The 16,763-nt window shown below is 69.7% G+C and carries 14 protein-coding genes and 2 rRNA genes; 15 read left to right on the forward strand and 1 reads right to left on the reverse strand.

The features are described 5' to 3' along the window. Both ACYQ78_RS22855 and rrf read left to right on the forward strand, forming a co-directional pair. Positions 1 to 76 (forward strand): 23S ribosomal RNA (locus ACYQ78_RS22855); the annotation flags it as partial. Positions 77 to 186: 110 nt separating this feature from the next. Continuing rightward, positions 187 to 303 (forward strand): 5S ribosomal RNA (gene rrf, locus ACYQ78_RS22860). Positions 304 to 738: 435 nt separating this feature from the next. On the opposite strand, the gene ACYQ78_RS22865 is transcribed toward rrf, so the two are convergent. Next, complete coding sequence (locus ACYQ78_RS22865; protein ID WP_459802928.1) at positions 739 to 2,295, reverse strand: hypothetical protein; 1,557 nt, start codon at positions 2,293 to 2,295, stop codon at positions 739 to 741. Between the two features lie 36 nt (positions 2,296 to 2,331). On the opposite strand from ACYQ78_RS22865, the gene ACYQ78_RS22870 reads away from it, so the two are divergent. From ACYQ78_RS22870 to ACYQ78_RS22930, 13 genes are all read left to right on the forward strand, one after another. Next, entirely contained in the window at positions 2,332 to 3,642 is a 1,311-nt protein-coding gene (locus ACYQ78_RS22870; protein WP_459802929.1) for a bifunctional folylpolyglutamate synthase/dihydrofolate synthase, read from the forward strand. Continuing rightward, positions 3,642 to 3,983, forward strand: a complete 342-nt coding sequence (locus tag ACYQ78_RS22875; RefSeq protein WP_459802930.1) for a DUF4233 domain-containing protein — start codon at positions 3,642 to 3,644, stop codon at positions 3,981 to 3,983. The genes ACYQ78_RS22870 and ACYQ78_RS22875 overlap by 1 nt, the downstream gene beginning before the upstream one ends. A 38-nt stretch (positions 3,984 to 4,021) precedes the next feature. Continuing rightward, the gene (locus tag ACYQ78_RS22880; RefSeq protein WP_459802931.1) at positions 4,022 to 5,569 is read left to right on the forward strand and encodes a hypothetical protein; all 1,548 of its coding nucleotides are present in this window, start codon (positions 4,022 to 4,024) and stop codon (positions 5,567 to 5,569) included. Between the two features lie 4 nt (positions 5,570 to 5,573). Next, positions 5,574 to 5,984 carry a nucleoside-diphosphate kinase gene (gene ndk, locus ACYQ78_RS22885; protein ID WP_061297225.1) on the forward strand — a complete coding sequence of 137 codons (411 nt, stop codon included), beginning with the start codon at positions 5,574 to 5,576 and terminating at the stop codon, positions 5,982 to 5,984. Positions 5,985 to 6,168: 184 nt separating this feature from the next. After that, on the forward strand, positions 6,169 to 7,197 hold the full coding sequence (locus ACYQ78_RS22890; protein ID WP_459802932.1) for a rod shape-determining protein: 1,029 nt from the start codon (positions 6,169 to 6,171) through the stop codon (positions 7,195 to 7,197). 5 nt (positions 7,198 to 7,202) lie between these two features. Next, the gene (gene mreC, locus ACYQ78_RS22895) at positions 7,203 to 8,351 is read left to right on the forward strand and encodes a rod shape-determining protein MreC (RefSeq protein WP_459802933.1); all 1,149 of its coding nucleotides are present in this window, start codon (positions 7,203 to 7,205) and stop codon (positions 8,349 to 8,351) included. Between the two features lie 5 nt (positions 8,352 to 8,356). Then, positions 8,357 to 8,866, forward strand: a complete 510-nt coding sequence (gene mreD, locus ACYQ78_RS22900) for a rod shape-determining protein MreD (RefSeq protein ID WP_459803374.1) — start codon at positions 8,357 to 8,359, stop codon at positions 8,864 to 8,866. Next, positions 8,863 to 10,908 carry a penicillin-binding protein 2 gene (gene mrdA / locus ACYQ78_RS22905; protein ID WP_459802934.1) on the forward strand — a complete coding sequence of 682 codons (2,046 nt, stop codon included), beginning with the start codon at positions 8,863 to 8,865 and terminating at the stop codon, positions 10,906 to 10,908. The genes mreD and mrdA overlap by 4 nt, the downstream gene beginning before the upstream one ends. Beyond that, positions 10,908 to 12,071: a rod shape-determining protein RodA gene (gene rodA, locus ACYQ78_RS22910; RefSeq protein WP_459802935.1), complete on the forward strand. Its 1,164-nt coding sequence runs from the start codon at positions 10,908 to 10,910 to the stop codon at positions 12,069 to 12,071. The genes mrdA and rodA overlap by 1 nt, the downstream gene beginning before the upstream one ends. 108 nt (positions 12,072 to 12,179) lie before the next feature. After that, positions 12,180 to 12,431 carry a hypothetical protein gene (locus tag ACYQ78_RS22915; RefSeq protein WP_459802936.1) on the forward strand — a complete coding sequence of 84 codons (252 nt, stop codon included), beginning with the start codon at positions 12,180 to 12,182 and terminating at the stop codon, positions 12,429 to 12,431. 54 nt (positions 12,432 to 12,485) lie between these two features. Then, positions 12,486 to 13,901, forward strand: coding sequence for a hypothetical protein (locus ACYQ78_RS22920; RefSeq protein ID WP_459802937.1), 1,416 nt, complete (start codon positions 12,486 to 12,488; stop codon positions 13,899 to 13,901). Further along, the gene (locus tag ACYQ78_RS22925) at positions 13,898 to 14,782 is read left to right on the forward strand and encodes a phosphotransferase family protein (RefSeq protein ID WP_459802938.1); all 885 of its coding nucleotides are present in this window, start codon (positions 13,898 to 13,900) and stop codon (positions 14,780 to 14,782) included. Before ACYQ78_RS22920 ends, ACYQ78_RS22925 begins: the two co-directional genes overlap by 4 nt. A gap of 19 nt (positions 14,783 to 14,801) precedes the next feature. After that, positions 14,802 to 16,727, forward strand: coding sequence for a TIGR03960 family B12-binding radical SAM protein (locus ACYQ78_RS22930; RefSeq protein ID WP_459802939.1), 1,926 nt, complete (start codon positions 14,802 to 14,804; stop codon positions 16,725 to 16,727). The last annotated feature ends 36 nt before the right edge of the window (positions 16,728 to 16,763 follow it).

Here is a 16,763-nt window from a genome sequence, read left to right on the forward strand (position 1 = left end):
CGGGTTGATAGGCCGGGAGTGGAAGCGCGGTAACGTGTGGAGCTGACCGGTACTAATAGGCCGAGGACTTGACCATAAATGTTCGCGTCGACTATGCAACTCTCGAACCACAATCAGCGGTTCGGAGCGGGCAGAAGCAGTAGTTTCTGTTTGTTCTGAAGTTCGCGGTTGGTTGTTCGGTAGAGTTACGGCGGTTATGGCGGAGGGGAAACACCCGGTTACATTCCGAACCCGGAAGTTAAGCCCTCCAGCGCCGATGGTACTGCACCGGGGACGGTGTGGGAGAGTAGGACACCGCCGGACAATCTTTAATCCGAAGGCCCCCACCAGTTTGGTGGGGGCCTTCGACGTTTCTGGGACAGAAGAGCCCGGCCGTCATCGGCCGGGCTTTCGTCGTTTCGCTGGGAAGTGTCGGGGCCGGCGAATGACGGCCGGGTTTTGGCGCTTCACAGAGTCCGCTACGTGCCGGGCTTTGAGAGGTATGACGCCCGGCTACGCGCCGGGCTCATTGTGTTTCACAAGGCAGTATCGAGCCCGGCCGTCGTGCCGGGTCTTTTCTCGGGTGGCCGTAGGCCCGGCTAGTGAGGGGCTGGGTCTCGTGTTTCCGGGAGTGGTCGCGGCCCGTTGCGGTAGCCGTTTCTGAGGGTTCTGCCAGGTAGACCAGGTCTCTGTACCTCAGAGGTCGGCAGCGGCATCCAACAGGTGAGGCAGCTGGCCTGCTTGCGGTCAGTGGCGTCGTCAGTCGGTGTCGCAGGGCCAGTGGAAGACGTATTGCTTTTGGCTCTTGTCGAAATGGACGGTCATTTCGGGGAGGTCGATGCCGAATTCCTCGGACAGCCAGAGGTCCATCGCGGCTCGCACTCCTTCCGGTTGGTAGTCCGTCTCGGTGTAGGTGATCTTCCGGACTTCGATGACGATGCCGTCCCCATCAAGAGACTCTTCGATCTTCGTGGCGGCGGAGCGCACGGCAGGTGTGATCTGCTCTGCGATCTCCGCGTAGTGGGTGTAGCTCCTGAGGGCGAGCGACACCCTGTCGGTGATCTTTATCGTGTCACCCACGTAGTCGGCCTGAGGAAGAGCGCGGGCGGTCAACTGGACGAACACGCCCCACGACGTCGTGATGAACCTGTAGACGGCCGTTCTCATCGGCTCGTACTCGAACAGGCGGTCCGTGGGGATGTCGAGGTTGTCGAGGAGGTGGCCGGTGAAGTAGACGGTGCCCAGGGCCAGGACCCGGTTGCCGGCGTTCTCGATGAATGCGGCGTCGACCTTGTCGATGGTGGTCACGTGCCAGGTGTTCGGGAGGTCGCCGTTGAAGTTCAGGTGGGTCTGGGGGAGGCGGACGAAGGTGACGGGCAGGCCGTTCAGGGCCTCGATGGCGCCGTCCAGGTCCTTGTGGTCGGGGAGGCAGAGGAGGACGTGGTCGATGCCGCCCCATTCGGCCACGGCTCGCTGCACGGACATCTCCACGCCCGCTCTGCTGATCGGTGAGTCGATGATGAGGCGGGTGTGGCCGATGTCGTGGTGGGAGAAGCGGGCGGGAAGACGTACAGGAAGAAGGGGCTTCTGATCGGGCCGGAGGTCGGTCAGATGGGCGGCCGCTGTTCGGCCCAGGATCGCGTTTCTGGTCCAGGGGGCCTCCTGCGGGTCGATGCGGTGGAGGCGGGCGCCTGCCCTGGTGCTGAGTTCCGACCAGACCTCCGGGGTTTGGGGGAGGCTCACCACCGACAGGGTCTCGTCGGCGATCACGCCTGCCTTCTCGCGGGCGATCTCGGCGACGGTGTTCCCCAGGACGCCGATGTGTTCGGCGAAGATCTCCGTCACGGCGACGACCTGCGCTGGGAACAGCGATACCTCGTCGGATGCGCCGCCCATTCCGGCCTCCAGGACGACGAAGTCGGCTCTGATCCGCTGGGCGTGCAGGATTCCGGCGATGGTGAAGAGGCCCGCGGGGGACAGGTAGCCCTCCGACGGCGGGAGTGTCTCGCGGGTGACCCGGCTTCCCAGGCTCGCCAGGTCCTCATCGGAGATGGAGGCGCCGTTGACGCGGATGCGGTCGCGGTTGCTCCGCAGGCCGGGGCTGGTCACCGTCACGACGGTCGCGCCGGTCGAGGCCAGGTAGGCAGAGGCGTAGGTCGCCGTGGTGCCTTTTCCCTTACTTCCGACGACGGTCAGGACCGGTACGCGCACGCCGGCGTGCAGGGCCGTGACCAGGGCGCGCGCTCGGTTCAGGTCGCGGCGTGTTCCCGGGCGGCGGTGGGTCCATTCGGTGAAGAAGGCCTCGTCGGAGCTCATTCCCGACAGCTTAGGGAACGCCATTAGGCTGGCAGGGTGACGATCCACGCAGTTGAGGCCGCGATTCGTGCTCGCGGTGTCGAATGGGACATCGATCCGACGCTCGACCGGATGGCGGGGCTCGTCGATCTGCTGGGGAACCCGCAGGCGGCCTATCCGATCATCCACATCGCCGGCACCAACGGGAAGTCGAGCACGGCGCGGATGGCGGAGGCGCTGCTCAAGGAGCGGAACCTGCGGGTGGGGCGCTACACCTCGCCCGAGTTCGCCAGCATGCGCGACCGGATCTCGCTCGACGGGGAGCCGATCTCCGAGGAGCGGTTCGTCGAGGTGTACGAGGAGCTGGAGCCCTACTTCGCGATCGTCGACGAGAAGTTCGGGCGGCTGAGCTTCTTCGAGGTGCTCACCGCCATGGCGTTCGCCGCCTTCGCCGACGCACCCGTTGACGTCGCCGTCATCGAGACGGGCATGGGTGGCACGTGGGACGCCACGAACGTGGCCGACGGCACGGTTGCCGTGATCACTCCGGTTTCGCTGGATCACACCGAATATCTCGGGAACGACGTCGAGACGATCGCGGGGGAGAAGGCCGGGATCATCAAGCCCGGGTCGCTCGTCGTGCTCTCCCAACAGCAGCTCGCCGCGGCCGAGGTGATCGTCCGGCGGGCGGCCGAGGTCGGGGCGACCGTCGCCCGGGAGGGCATCGAGTTCGGGGTGCTCGGGCGGGAGCTCGCGATGGGTGGCCAACTGCTGCATCTGCGCGGGTTGAACGCCACCTACGAAGAGGTCTTCCTGCCGCTCTACGGCGGGCACCAGGCCGGGAACGCGGCGACCGCGCTGGCCGCCGTCGAGGCGCTGTCCACGGCGGCCGAGCCGCTGGGCGAGGAGCTGATCCGGCAGGCGTTCGGGCAGGTCACCAGCCCGGGGCGGCTTGAGGTCGTGCGTCGGGGGCCGACGGTGCTCGTCGACGCCTCGCACAACCCCGGGGGCATGGAGGCGACGCTCGACGCGGTCGGTGAGTCGTTCGGGTTCACGCGGCTGATCGCGGTGCTGGCGGTGATGGCCGACAAGGACGTCGCGACGATGCTGGAGCTCCTGGAGCCGGTCGTCGAGGAGATCGTGGTCACCCGGAACTCCTCGCCGCGCTCCATGGAGGCCGAGGAGCTGCTGGAGCACGCGCGTGAGGTGTTCGGGCCCGACCGGGTGCACGAGTCCGACCGGCTCGACGACGCCATTGACGTGGCCATCGGGCTGGCCGACCAGGGCGACGAGTATGGTTCCGGTGTGCTGATCACCGGTTCGGTGGTGACCGCGGGAGATGCCCGCATTCTGTTGAAGGCCGGATGATGAACTTCGAAGTTACCCCCGGAATGCGGCGGCTCGGCGCTTCGGTACTGGGCATGGAGGCGATCGTCGTCGCGCTGATGACCCCGGTCGCGATCATGGTCGGCAAGGTCGATCCGCCGATCGCCGTCGGGGTCGGCTGCGGGCTCGCCGTCCTCTGCGTCATCGCCGCCGGGCTGCTCAAGAAGCCGCTCGGTTACGTCTTGGGCAGCGCCGTGCAGGTGCTCGCGATCGCCTCGGGGATCATGGTCCCGACCATGTACTTCCTGGGGGTGATCTTCGCGGCACTCTGGGTCACCGCGATTATCGTCGCTCGCCGTGTCGAAGGCGCGACGAAGCGCTAAAGTCGGTCGCCATGGCCGTCCCCCCATTTCAGCCAGCCGTGCCCCAGAGGGTCCGGGCGCTCGCCGTAGACGTCGTGCGTCTGGCCCGGCGGCCGATGGTCACCGACGCCGTCGTCGGAATGTTGATCGCCGTGGCCCTGCCGCTGGCCATCGTGTCGATTCCCAACACGATTTCGCAGGTCGCGGCGTTGCTGCCGCCGGGTGTCTCGCAGATCGACATGATGCGGGCCCATGGTCTGGCGCTGCCGGTGATGCTGCTGACCGTGCCGCTGGCGGCGGTCGCGGTGCGCCGGTTCAAGGCGGCGCCCGTCCTGGTGCTGGGGCTGGCGATGCTGGCCACCGCCGACGCCGGTGGCGGTTACGCCGACGGGCCCGCTCTGGTCGGGGTGCTCCGGGTGATGCACGGCGTCGGGGCCGGGCTGCTCATTCCCGCCACACTCGTGGCGGCGGGGGAGCGCCGGGCGCGGCGCGGGCTGCTGGCCCTGTGGGCGGGCATGCTCGCGGTCTCGCTGGTGACCGCCCAGGCGCTGGCGCTCTGGCCGATCGACAACGTGCGGTCGTGGGCCGTCACGCTCCAGCCGTTCCCGCTGCTGACCGGCATCGCGCTCAGTCTCGCCGCCGTCTATCTGGTGCTGTGGCGCATGGCGTGGGAGACCACGGCGGCCTCCACCGACCGGCTGCTGATCTCCTCGCCGCCCGGCTCCGCGGAACGGTCCCGGCTGCTGATGGCGGCGGTGCCCTCGGCCGGGATCGCGGTGCTCGCGGTCGGCACCACCTACGACTGGCCCTCCGGGCTGGTGGTGGCCGTGGCGGGCCTCGCGCTCGTGGCGATGCTCGGGCTCGCGGTGTCGGCGGCCACGCCGGGGGCGCGCACGCTCGGGTTCACCTGCGTGGCGGTCGGGCTGGTCGTGCTGCCGACGGCGGCCCAGGTGACCTATGTGGAGATGCCCTGGCTCGGCGGCCCCGGGCTAGAGGCGATGGCGTGGCCGCTCGCGGTGGCGGTGATCGGCGCCCTCGGGGCCGCCGCGGTCGCCGGGCGGGCGGCCGAGGAGAAGAGCGCCAAGCTCGTAGGGGCCGGGCTGGTCGTGCTGGTCGTGGGGCTGTGCGCGATCAGGCTGCTGGTGCCGACGGTCGACGGGCTGCTGCTCGCGGTGCCGTTCACGCTGGTGGCCGCGGGTGCGGCGGTGGCGCTGGTGAGCGCGCTGCGGCTGGCCGGGCCGGTGGCGGCGCTGTTCGGGCTGACCCTGCTCTTCCCGGCCATGCTGGCCGGGTTCCTGCTCGGCACGGGCATCCAGGTCACCTGGCTCCGGTCGGCCGCGACCTCCGGGATGGCGACCTATCAGGGGATGGTCGACGGCTTCGTCGAGGCGCTCCACGTGTGGGCGCTGGTGGGCGGGTTCGGCGTCGTGCTGGTCCTCGGGCTGTCGGCGCTGTCGGGCCGCCGGGGCGCCCGGGTGGCCGCCGAGGTGCCCGTCGCCGAGGAGCCGGAAGACGAGCCGGAAGACGGGCCGGAAGCGCTGACGGACGGCGACGAATCGACCGGTAAGCTTCCCTCGGATTCCCACGAAGCCTTCACAAAGGAGTGATCCCGTGTCCGAGCGCACGCTCGTCCTCATCAAGCCGGACGGTGTCCGCCGCGGCCTCATCGGCGACGTCGTCGCCCGCATCGAGCGCAAGGGCCTGACCATCGCGGCCATGGAGCTGCGCCAGCTCGACGCCGAGACCGCCAAGACGCACTACGCGGAGCACTCCGAGCGCCCGTTCTTCGGTGAGCTGGTCGACTTCATCACCTCCGCGCCGCTGGTCGCGCTGGTCGTCGAGGGCCCGCGCGCCGTCGAGGCCTTCCGCGCCCTGGCCGGGCTCACCGACCCGGTGAAGTCGGCCCCCGGCACCATCCGCGGCGACCACGCGCTGGAGATCGGCGAGAACGTCGTCCACGGCTCCGACTCTCCCGAGTCCGCCGCGCGGGAGATCAAGATCTTCTTCCCCGACCGGTTCTAGAGAACCCTCCCGAAAGCCCCGGCCACGCCGGGGCTTTCTTGCGTTTTCACCGCCGGAAAGCCCGTGACCAGCGGATTTATGCGTTGAGAGTGGGGTCGGTGTGCCCAGCGTTGGGTACGACCCGTTACGATTCGAGTGCGATGCGTTACTCCCGCTAACCACCTGAAGGAAGGCCTCCTTCCCTATGGGCCACTTTGCTTTCCTGGGCCGCGACATGGCGGTCGATCTCGGCACCGCCAACACCCTGGTCTACGTGCGGGGGCGCGGCATCGTGCTCAACGAGCCGTCCGTCGTGGCGATCAACACCTCGACCGGCCGCATTGTCGCGGTCGGCATCGAGGCGAAACGGATGATCGGGCGAACACCGGGCAACATCGTCGCGGTCAGACCGCTCAAAGACGGTGTGATCGCCGACTTCGACGTGACCGAGCGCATGCTCAGATACTTCATCCAGCGCGTGCACAAACGGCGGCACTTCGCCAAGCCGCGCATCATCGTCGCGGTGCCCTCGGGCATCACCGGCGTCGAGCAGCGTGCCGTGAAGGAGGCCGGCTACCAGGCCGGCGCCAGGCGCGTCTACATCGTCGAAGAGCCGATGGCGGCGGCGATCGGGGCGGGCCTGCCCGTCCACGAGCCGACCGGCAACATGGTCGTCGACATCGGCGGCGGCACCACCGAGGTGGCGATCATCTCGATGGGCGGCATCGTCACCAGCCAGTCGATAAGGGTCGGCGGCGACGAACTCGACCAGGCGATCATCACGTACGCCAAGAAGGAGCACTCGCTCATGCTGGGCGAGCGCACCGCCGAGGAAGTGAAGATCGCCATCGGTTCGGCGTGCGCGGCGGCCGAGGAACCACAGGCCGAGATCCGCGGCCGTGACCTGGTCAGCGGCCTGCCGAAGACCGTCGTCGTGTCGTCGAGGGAGATCCGCGAGGCCATCGCCGAGCAGGTCGCCTCGATCGTCGACGCGGTGAAGTCGACCCTCGACAAGTGCCCGCCCGAACTGTCCGGCGACCTCATGGACCGCGGCCTCGCCCTCACCGGCGGCGGCGGCCTGCTCAAGGGCATGGACGCCCTGCTGCGTGAGGAAACCGGCATGCCCGTCCACCTGGTAGACAACGCGCTCGACTCGGTCGCGCTCGGCTCCGGCCGCTGCGTGGAGGACTTCGACGCCCTGCAGCAGGTGCTCGTGCCCGAGGCGAGGAACTGAAGAACATGAAAGACAGCCGCCGCTCCCGTCTGTTCCTCGGCCTGCTGCTGGCCGCGGCCCTGGTCCTGATCACCGTCGACCACCGGAGCGAGAACACGCCCGTGTTCGGGCCGATGCGCACGATCGTCACCTCGGCCTTCGGCGCGGTCGAACGCGGGGTCACCACGGTCACCGAGCCGATCGGCGGCTTCGTCGGCGCGCTCGCCGGGGCGCAGGGTTCACGCGAGCAGATCACCAACCTGAAGTCGCAGAACGCGAAGCTGCAGGGCGAACTGTCCTCGCAGCGGATCGACAAGCGGCGGTCGGCCGAGCTGCAGGCCATGCTCGGCCTGTCCGGCCTGGGCGGTTACAAGGTCGTCCCGGCGCAGGTCGTGGCGCGGCGCGCGTCGCCCGGGTTCGAAGACGCGGTGGAGATCGACGCCGGCACGACCGACGGGGTCAAGCCCGACATGACCGTGCTCAGCGGCGAGGGGCTCGTCGGCCGGGTGGTCAAGGCGACCGCGTCGACCGCGACCGTGGTGCTGCTGTGCGATCCGGCCTCCTCGACCGGGGCCCGGCTGGAGAACAGCGGCGAGCTCGGGGTCATCAGCGGGCTCGGCGCCAACGGCAACGCCGGGCGCCGGATCATGTTCCGGCTGCTCGACTCGACCGCGCCCGTGCCGGTCGGCACCCGCCTGGTGAGCTTCGGCTCGCAGGCCGGCGTGCCCTATGTCGCGGGCGTGCCGATCGGGACGATCGAGAAGGTGGAGGCGACGCCGGGTGAGCTCACCCGCACCGCCTACGCCAAGCCGTTCGCCGACCTGAGCTCGGTCGACGTCGTCGGCGTGGTGGTCGAGGGGCCGAAGCGCGATCCGCGCGACGCCCTGCTGCCGCCCGCGCCGAAGCCCGCCGCCAAGCCCAAGCCCGCGCAGCAACCGCTGCCCGGCGCGCAGGTGCCGCCGCAGGCCGCCCGACCCGGCCTGACCGGCCCGGCGAACACGGGTCCCGGCAACACCGCTCCCGGCGACGACGGTCCCGAGAACACCGGTCCGGAGGCGCCCGCGAACGAGAACGGAGCGCCCGGGAACACGCGGACGACCGATCGTGAGAACCCGGCTCCGGCCGCGCCGGTCCAGGGCCGTGAGACGGCGATACCAGGCGACGAGGCGGCGTGATCTCGATGCCCCGGATCCTGCTCACCACGCTGCTCGTGCTCACCGTCCTCGTGCTGCAGGTGACCGTGGTCAACCGGTTGCCGGTGTCGGTGGTGCCCGACTTCGTGCTGCTCGTGGTGATCGCGCTGGCCGCGATCCGGGGGCCGGTCGCCGGGGCGACCATCGGGTTCCTCTCCGGCCTGGGCGCCGATCTGCTGCCGCCCGCCGACCACGCGCTGGGCCAGCACGCGCTGGTGCTGTGCCTGGTCGGCTTCGCGGCCGGGCGGTGGGCCGAACGGTGGCCGCTGCTCACCGTCGCGGTCTGCGCGGCGGGGGCGCCGGCGTTCGCGCTGGCGGTGGGCGGGCTGCTCGGTGATCCGGGGGTCGACTTGCAGACGTTCGAGGTGGCGTGGCCGATGGCCGCGCTGGTCAACCTGCTGGCCGCGCCGGTCGTGGTGTGGGCGGTGCTGAAGATCTACGGGCCCAGGCCCGAGAAGGCCACGGCCGCCGCCGTGCCGGGGTGGAGGCGGGCATGACGCGGATGCGGACCAGGTTCGTGGTCCTCCACCTGACGGTGCTGGCGCTGCTCATCGTGCTCGGTGTGCGCCTCTACCAGGTGCAGGTCGTACGGGGTAAGGAGTTCGTCGCGGACGCGACCGAGACGCGCACCCGCGCGGTCGTCGTACCCGCCGTGCGGGGGCAGATCCTCGACTCGACCGGGCGGCCGCTGGTGCGGAACCTGACCCGGCTCGTGGTGTCGGTCGACCGCACCCGCCTGGAGCGCATGCCGCACGGCGGCCAGGAGGTGCTCGAGAAGCTGTCGGCCGTGCTCGCCATCCCGGTCGCCAAGCTGCGGGAGCGCCTGCGGTCGTGCGGTCCCGGCGTGAGCCGTCCGTGCTGGACGGGCTCGCCCTACCAGCCGATCCCGGTCGACGACCGGGTCACCCAGCGCGAGGCGCTGACCATCCTGGAGCGCCAGGAGGAGTTCCCCGGCGTGACCGCCGAGACCCAGGCCGTGCGCGACTATCCGGGCGGCGCCGACGCCTCCCAGGTGCTCGGCTACCTTCAGCCGGTCACCCAGCAGGAGCTGGAGCAGCGCAAGGGCCTGAAGGCCAGCTATTCGGGGGTCGACCTCGTCGGCCGCGACGGCCTCGAATCGGTCTACGACCACGAGCTGCGCGGCAGCCCGGGGCTGCGCCGGGTCCAGGTCGACCGCATGGGCAAGGTCATCGGCGTCGAGCAGCAGATTCCGCCGGTGGCAGGCGACACCCTGATCACCAGCATCGACGGCAAGGTGCAGGAGCTCGTCGAGAAGGCGCTGGCCGACGCGATGAAGAAGGCGCCCCAGGCCGACGGCGCCGCCGGTGTGGTGCTCGACGTGCGCGAGAACCGCGTGGTCGCGATGGGCAGCGTGCCCACCTACGACCCGCGCGTCTGGACGGGCGGCATCTCCGAGAAGGAATACCAGACGCTGCTGTCGGAGAAGGCGGGCAAGCCGCTGGTCTCGCGGGCGATCAAGGGCACCTTCGCGCCCGGTTCGACGTTCAAGGTCAGCTCGGTGTCGGCGATGGTCGCCGACGGCTATCCGATCAACGGCACCTACGACTGCCCGGGGTCCTACATGGTCGGCGCCCGGCCGTTCAACAACTTCCGGGGCATCGGCCTCGGGCCGATGAACCTGCACACCGCGCTGGTGAAGTCGTGCGACACGATCTTCTACCGGGCGGCGTACGAGATGTGGCAGCGCGACGGAGGCATGCAGCCCAAGTCGACCGCCAAAGACCCGATGGCCGCGATGGCCCGCGCCTACGGCTTCGGCAAGGTCACCGGCGTCGACCTGGTCGGCGAGTCGGCGGGCCGGATCCCCGACCGCTTCTGGAAGAAGGAGCTGTGGGCGGCCACCCGCAAGACCAACTGCACGCGGTCGAAGACCGGCTACCCCGAGGTGAAGGACGCCGCCCGCGCCGCCTTCCTCAAGCAGCTCGCCTACGAGAACTGCCTGGAGGGCTTCCAGTGGCGTCCCGGTGACGCCGCCAACTTCTCGATCGGCCAGGGCGACGTGCTCGTCACCCCGCTCCAGCTCGCCAACGCCTACGCGGCGCTGGTCGGCGACGGCAAGGTGCGCAGCCCGCGCATCGGGTGGGCGCTGATCCGCCCTGACGGCACCTCGGCCAAGGTCATCGAGCCGCCGGTGATCGGCAAGCTGCCGATCGACAAGAAGACCCGTGACTACATCAGGGGAGCCCTGAGCGAGGTCGCCTCCGACGGTACGGCCGCGGGCGCCTTCGGCGGCTTCCCGATGGACGTCGTCCGCATCGGCGGCAAGACCGGAACGGCCGAGGTCTACGGCAAACAGGACACCTCCTGGTTCGCCTCGTTCGCGCCCACCAAGAACCCGCGGTTCGTGGTCGTCGTCATGGTGTCCCAGGGCGGCATGGGCGGTTCGGCCGCCGCCCCGGCCGTGCGCCAGATCTACGAGGGCATCTTCGGCCTGACCGGTAAACCGCCCGTGCTGCCCGCCGGGCATCCGGCCGAGCGCCTGCCGGTGATCGGTCCCGACGGGACGGTGGAGCGATGATGTCCGCCCCGATCACCCGCATCCGCAAGCGGTCGCTGGCCAGCCGCGCGATCGGCACCGACGCCGCCGTCTGGCGGATGGACGGCATCCTGTTCGTCGCCGTGGCCGCCCTGTGCACCATCGGGACCCTGCTGGTGTGGTCGTCCACCCGCACCTGGACGGCGATCGAGCCGACCGGGCTGCTGAAGAAGCACCTGCTCAACCTGTGCGTCGGCGCGATCCTGTGCGGCCTGGTGGCGATGGTCGACCACCGGCGGCTGCGGGCCTACGCGCCGGTCGCCTACGGCGTGGCGCTGCTCGCGCTGGCGCTGGTGATCACGCCGGTCGGGTCGACCGTCAACGGCTCCCACTCGTGGATCATGCTCGGCGGCGGCTTCGCGATGCAGCCCTCCGAGCTGGCCAAACCGGCGCTGATCCTGCTGCTGGCGATGCTGCTGTCGGAGCCCGCCGAGGGCACCGACCGGCCCCGCACGCTCGACATCGTGCTGGCGCTGCTGGCGGCCGGGCTGACGATGGGGCTGGTCATGCTCCAGCCCGACCTCGGCACCACGATGGTGCTGACGGTGATCACCGCGAGCGTGCTGATCTTCTCGGGCATCCGCAAGCGGTGGATCGCGGCGGTCGTGCTGGTCGCCGTGACGGTGGCGGGGCTCGTGTGGTTCCTGGGGCTGCTGCAGCCCTACCAGGTGGCCCGGTTCACCGCGTTCATGAACCCGGCCAGCGACCCGCGCGGCGTCGGCTACAACGCGACCCAGGCGCTGATCGCGATCGGCTCGGGCGAGCTCTACGGCAAGGGGCTGTTCGAGGGCGGCCAGACCACCGGCCGGTTCGTGCCCGAGCAGCACACCGACTTCATCTTCACCGTCGCGGGCGAGGAGTTCGGCTTCCTCGGCGCGCTCACGGTGGTCGCGCTGCTCGGGGTGGTGCTCGTCCGGGGCATCACGATCGCGCGGCAGAGCGACGACAGGTTCGGCGCCCTGGTCGCCGCGGCCGTCGTCTGCTGGTTCGCGTTCCAGACATTCATTAACGTAGGGATGACGATCGGCATCATGCCGATCACGGGACTGCCGCTTCCGTTCGTCTCCTACGGAGGTACCGCCACGTTCGCCAACATGATCGGCGTGGGCCTTCTGCAGGCCATCCACAGCGGCCGGCGTACCTGAGAGCGTTCCGCATGAAGGTGCGGCAGGCTCTCACTGGTGCCACGGTCCTTTGGCGAACAGTCTGGGAACGAACCTTGAATAGGCGGTGACTCCGCAGACGGAGGAAGCGTGACACCGGACGACGAGGCGCGTGAGCGTATGCGCGCGTTGGACCTGCTCCGCAAGGCCTTTCCCGACTACCGGATCGTGTACGGCAACGGCCGGTGGGCCGCCGCGGCGGCCGGCAACCCACCGATGGTGTGGTTCGCCGACACGCCGGGCAGCCTCTGTGGTCAGTTGTTCATGGCTCAGGTCCGGAGCGGCGGTGACGTCGGCCCTTTCCGGACGAGCCGTGAGAGCGGCTCGCAGGCTGCGCGGTGACCGTTTCGTGATTATCGCGACGCTAGCGTGGAAATGTCCCCACCTGGAGAGAGCATGACGTACTCCGCCCGCGGCGCCGACCGTTCCGCGATCCAGTTCGCGTCGGCGATACGCGATCGAACCCTCGCGGCACTGGGGGAACCCCCTTCGACGGCGATCATCCATCAGATCGCCGAGGAGATCCACGCGGGTTCCCCGCAGACCTCACGACTGAAGTGCATGCGCCTGGCCAACGGCTGGACCGTCGAAGAGGCGATCGAGCGGTTCCACGACATGTGCGACCGGGCCGCCATCAAGCGGCGCGGCCTGTCCGAACGCTCCTGGCGGGAGTGGGAGGCCGGGGCGCGCCCCGACCGCGAGTACACCGATTTGCTGTGCCGCCTGTTCGAGACGGGCCCGGTGCAGCTCGGTTTCGCCCGCGACTACACCCCGGAGGAGGCCCGCCGGGCGCACGCCGCGGCCGGCACCGCCGACCCGGTGGAGGACGCCGCGCGCGAGGCCAGCGAGCACGCGGAAGAGGTCGAGAACAGCGAACTCGGCGCGGGCGCGCTGGAACGGTTACGCACCCAGGTGGTCTGGGTGGGCAGGCGATACGTGTGGGAGGCACCCCTCCCGCTGTTCGTCGAGATGCGCGTGTTGCAGGAGCAGACCCGCAAGGCCCTCGACCGGCGCATCCACCCGACCCAGGCGCAGGATCTCTACTTCCTCACCGGCGCCCTCTGCGGCCTGATGGCCAACGCCAGCATGGACATGGGCCGCCGGCTCCCGGCCGACACCCTGGCCCGCGCGGCGTGGACTTACGGCCGCATCGCGGGGAACAGGTCCCTGATGGGATGGTCGCGCGGGATGCAGGCGTCGGTCGCGTTGTGGGACCGGCGCTACGAAGACAGTTTCCGGTACGCCGGAGACGCGCTCACCCACCTCAACGAGGGGTCGGGCGGGGCCAGGCTCTACATGCTCAGGGCCAGGTCGGCCGCGATGCTGGGCCGTACCGCCGAATCGCGGGAGGCGCTGCTCCGGGCCGAGGAGGCGCGGGCCAGGGGCGGCCGCGACGAGCTCCACGACGAGATCGGCGGGGAGTTCGCGTTCCGCCCCGCCAAACAGCACTACTACGCGGCCGTCACCCATCTCCATCTGGGTGACGCCCCCCGGGCCATCCAGGAGGCGGGGGAGTCGATCGCGCTCTACTCGGCCGACGAGCGGGAGAACCGGTCCTACGGGTGCGAGGCCATGGCCCGTGCGCACCTGGCGATCGCCTATGTCATGGAGGACGACCAAGAGGGCGCCGAGCAGGCCGTGGCCCCATTGCTCGAACTGCCCCCGGACCGCCGCATCGACAGTCTCGGCGCCACCCTCGCGGCCAGCAGGTCGCTGGTGTCCGACCGGATGGCGCGGCAGATCGAGGGGTTCTGCTCGGTCGGCCTCACCCACACCGTGGCCGCGACCGACCAGCGGAGGCTCACCCCGTGACCGTCCCCCTCGTCGCCGGAATCCCGGCGGCCCTCATCGAGGCCTGCCGTGAGGCCGGCCTCAACTCCACCGGAGCCCGGCTCCTGCGCAGCTTCGCCAGCGTCGTGCACCACCTGCCGGAAGAGGGGCTGGTGGCCCGCATGGCGACCGCCACCACCCCCGGCAAGTACGACCGCCTGGTGACCTCGATCAAGGTCACCCGATGGCTGGCCGCGCAGGGTTTCCCGGCCACCCGTCCCGCCGAGTGCCGTCAGCCCATCGCGGTCGACGGCTACCTGGTGACCTTCTGGCACTACGAGGAGCAGGACGGGCCGGCCCCCGGTCCCGTCCCGCTCGGACTGCTGCTCCGGCGGCTGCACGCGCTGCCGCCGGTGCCGTTCGACCTGCCGACCTACGACCCGTTCGGGACCATCAGGCGGGCCATTGCGGATGCCCGCGCGATCCATCCCGAAGAGCGCGAGTGGCTGACCGAACGGTGCTCGGCGCTCTCCGACGCCTACTACGAGCGGCTGGAGTTCTCCCTCCCGTACGGACTGGTTCACGGTGACGCGCACCGGGGAAACCTGCTCCGTGCACCTGGGGGCTACCTGCTGTGCGATTGGGACTCGGTGAGCGCCGGGCCACGAGAGATCGACCTGGCGCCGACGATGGTCGGGGTCAGGTTCGGTCTGACCGAGGCGCAGCGCGATGGCTTCGTCGAGGCCTACGGCTATGACATCCGCAACTGGAACGGTTATTCCGTGTTGCGGGACACCCGGGAGCTCCAGACTCTGACGGCGCTGCTCAGGAACGCCCACACCGATCCCGACGCCCTCGCCGTGCTCCGGTTCAGGCTGGCCTCGCTCCGGGCGGGCGACAACCGTACCTGGCGTGCCTTCTAGCTCCTATACCCTGGGTCACATGTCTGTCGAGTCGCTGTTTCCCCGTCTGGAAGCCCTGCTGCCCAAGGTGCAGAAGCCGATCCAGTACGTCGGGGGTGAGCTCAACTCCACAGTCAAGGAGTGGGACGACGCCACGGTCCGCTGGGCGCTGATGTATCCCGACGCCTACGAGGTCGGCCTGCCCAACCAGGGCGTCCAGATCCTCTACGAGATCCTCAACGAGCTCCCCGGCACCCTGGCCGAGCGGACCTACGCGGTCTGGCCCGACCTCGAGGCCCTGATGCGGGCCGAGGGCGTCCCGCAGTTCACCGTCGACGCCCACCGGCCGGTGCGCGCGTTCGACGTGCTGGGCGTCTCGTTCTCGACGGAGCTCGGCTACACCAACCTGCTGACCGCGCTCGACCTGGCGGGCATCCCGTTCAGCTCGGCCGACCGGGGCGACGACGACCCGATCGTGCTGGCGGGCGGCCACTCGGCGTTCAACCCGGAGCCGATCTCGGAGTTCATCGACGCCGCCGTGCTCGGCGACGGCGAGCAGATCGCCATCGCGATCTCCGAGGTCATCCGCGAATGGAAGGCCGAGGGCGAGCCCGGCGGGCGCGACGGCGTGCTGCTGCGCCTGGCCGAGACCGGCGGGGTCTACGTGCCCCGGTTCTACGACGTCGAATACCTGCCCGACGGGCGGATCAAGCGGGTCGTGCCCAACCGGTCGGGGGTTCCCTCGCGGGTGTTCAAGCACACCGTGATGGACCTCGACGAGTGGCCCTACCCGAAGAAGCCGCTGGTCCCGCTGGCCGAGACCGTCCACGAGCGGTTCAGCGTGGAGATCTTCCGCGGCTGCACCCGCGGCTGCCGGTTCTGCCAGGCGGGCATGATCACCCGTCCGGTGCGCGAGCGGTCGATCACCACGATCGGCGCGATGGTCGACAACGGCGTCAAGGAGTCCGGCTACACCGAGGTCGGCCTGCTGTCGCTGTCGAGCGCCGACCACTCCGAGATCGGCGACGTCGCCAAGGGCCTGGCCGACCGCTACGAGGGCACCAACGTGTCGCTCTCGCTGCCGTCGACCCGGGTCGACGCGTTCAACATCGATCTCGCCAACGAGTTCTCGCGCAACGGCCGCCGGTCCGGGCTCACCTTCGCCCCCGAAGGCGGCTCGGAGCGGATGCGCAAGGTCATCAACAAGATGGTCAGCGAGGAAGACCTGATCCGCACCGTCACCACGGCCTACAGCCAGGGGTGGCGGCAGGTGAAGCTCTACTTCATGTGCGGCCTGCCGACAGAAGAGGACATCGACGTCCTCGGCATCGCCGACCTGGCCAAGAAGGTCATCAAGGCCGGCCGTGAGGTCACCGGGTCACGCGACGTGCGCTGCACGGTGTCGATCGGCGGGTTCGTGCCCAAGCCGCACACCCCGTTCCAGTGGGCCGCCCAGTGCGACCACGAGACCGTCGACCGGCGGCTCAAGGAACTCCGCAACAACCTGCGCAACGACAAGCAATACGGCAAGGCGATCGGCTTCCGCTACCACGACGGCAAACCGTCGATCGTGGAGGGGCTGCTGTCCCGGGGCGACCGCCGGGTCGGCAAGATCATCCAGGCGGTCTGGGAAGACGGCGGCCGTTTCGACGGCTGGAGCGAGCACTTCTCCTACGACCGGTGGATGGCCTGCGCCGGCAAGGCCCTCGACGGTGAGCCGGTCGACGTCGACTGGTACACCATCCGCGAGCGCGAGGAGCACGAGGTGCTCCCGTGGGACCACCTCGACGCCGGCCTCGACCGCGAGTGGCTCTGGCAGGACTGGCAGGACGCCGTCAACGACGTCGAGGTCGAAGACTGCCGCTGGACGCCCTGCTACGACTGCGGCGTCTGCCCGACCATGAACACGGAGATCCAGATCGGCCCCACGGGCCGCAAGCTGCTCCCGCTCACGGTCGTATCCTGAGGAGATGCCTCGGGGAGCGCTTTCTCCGAGGTGAAA

Source organism: Herbidospora sp. RD11066, assembly GCF_054661255.1.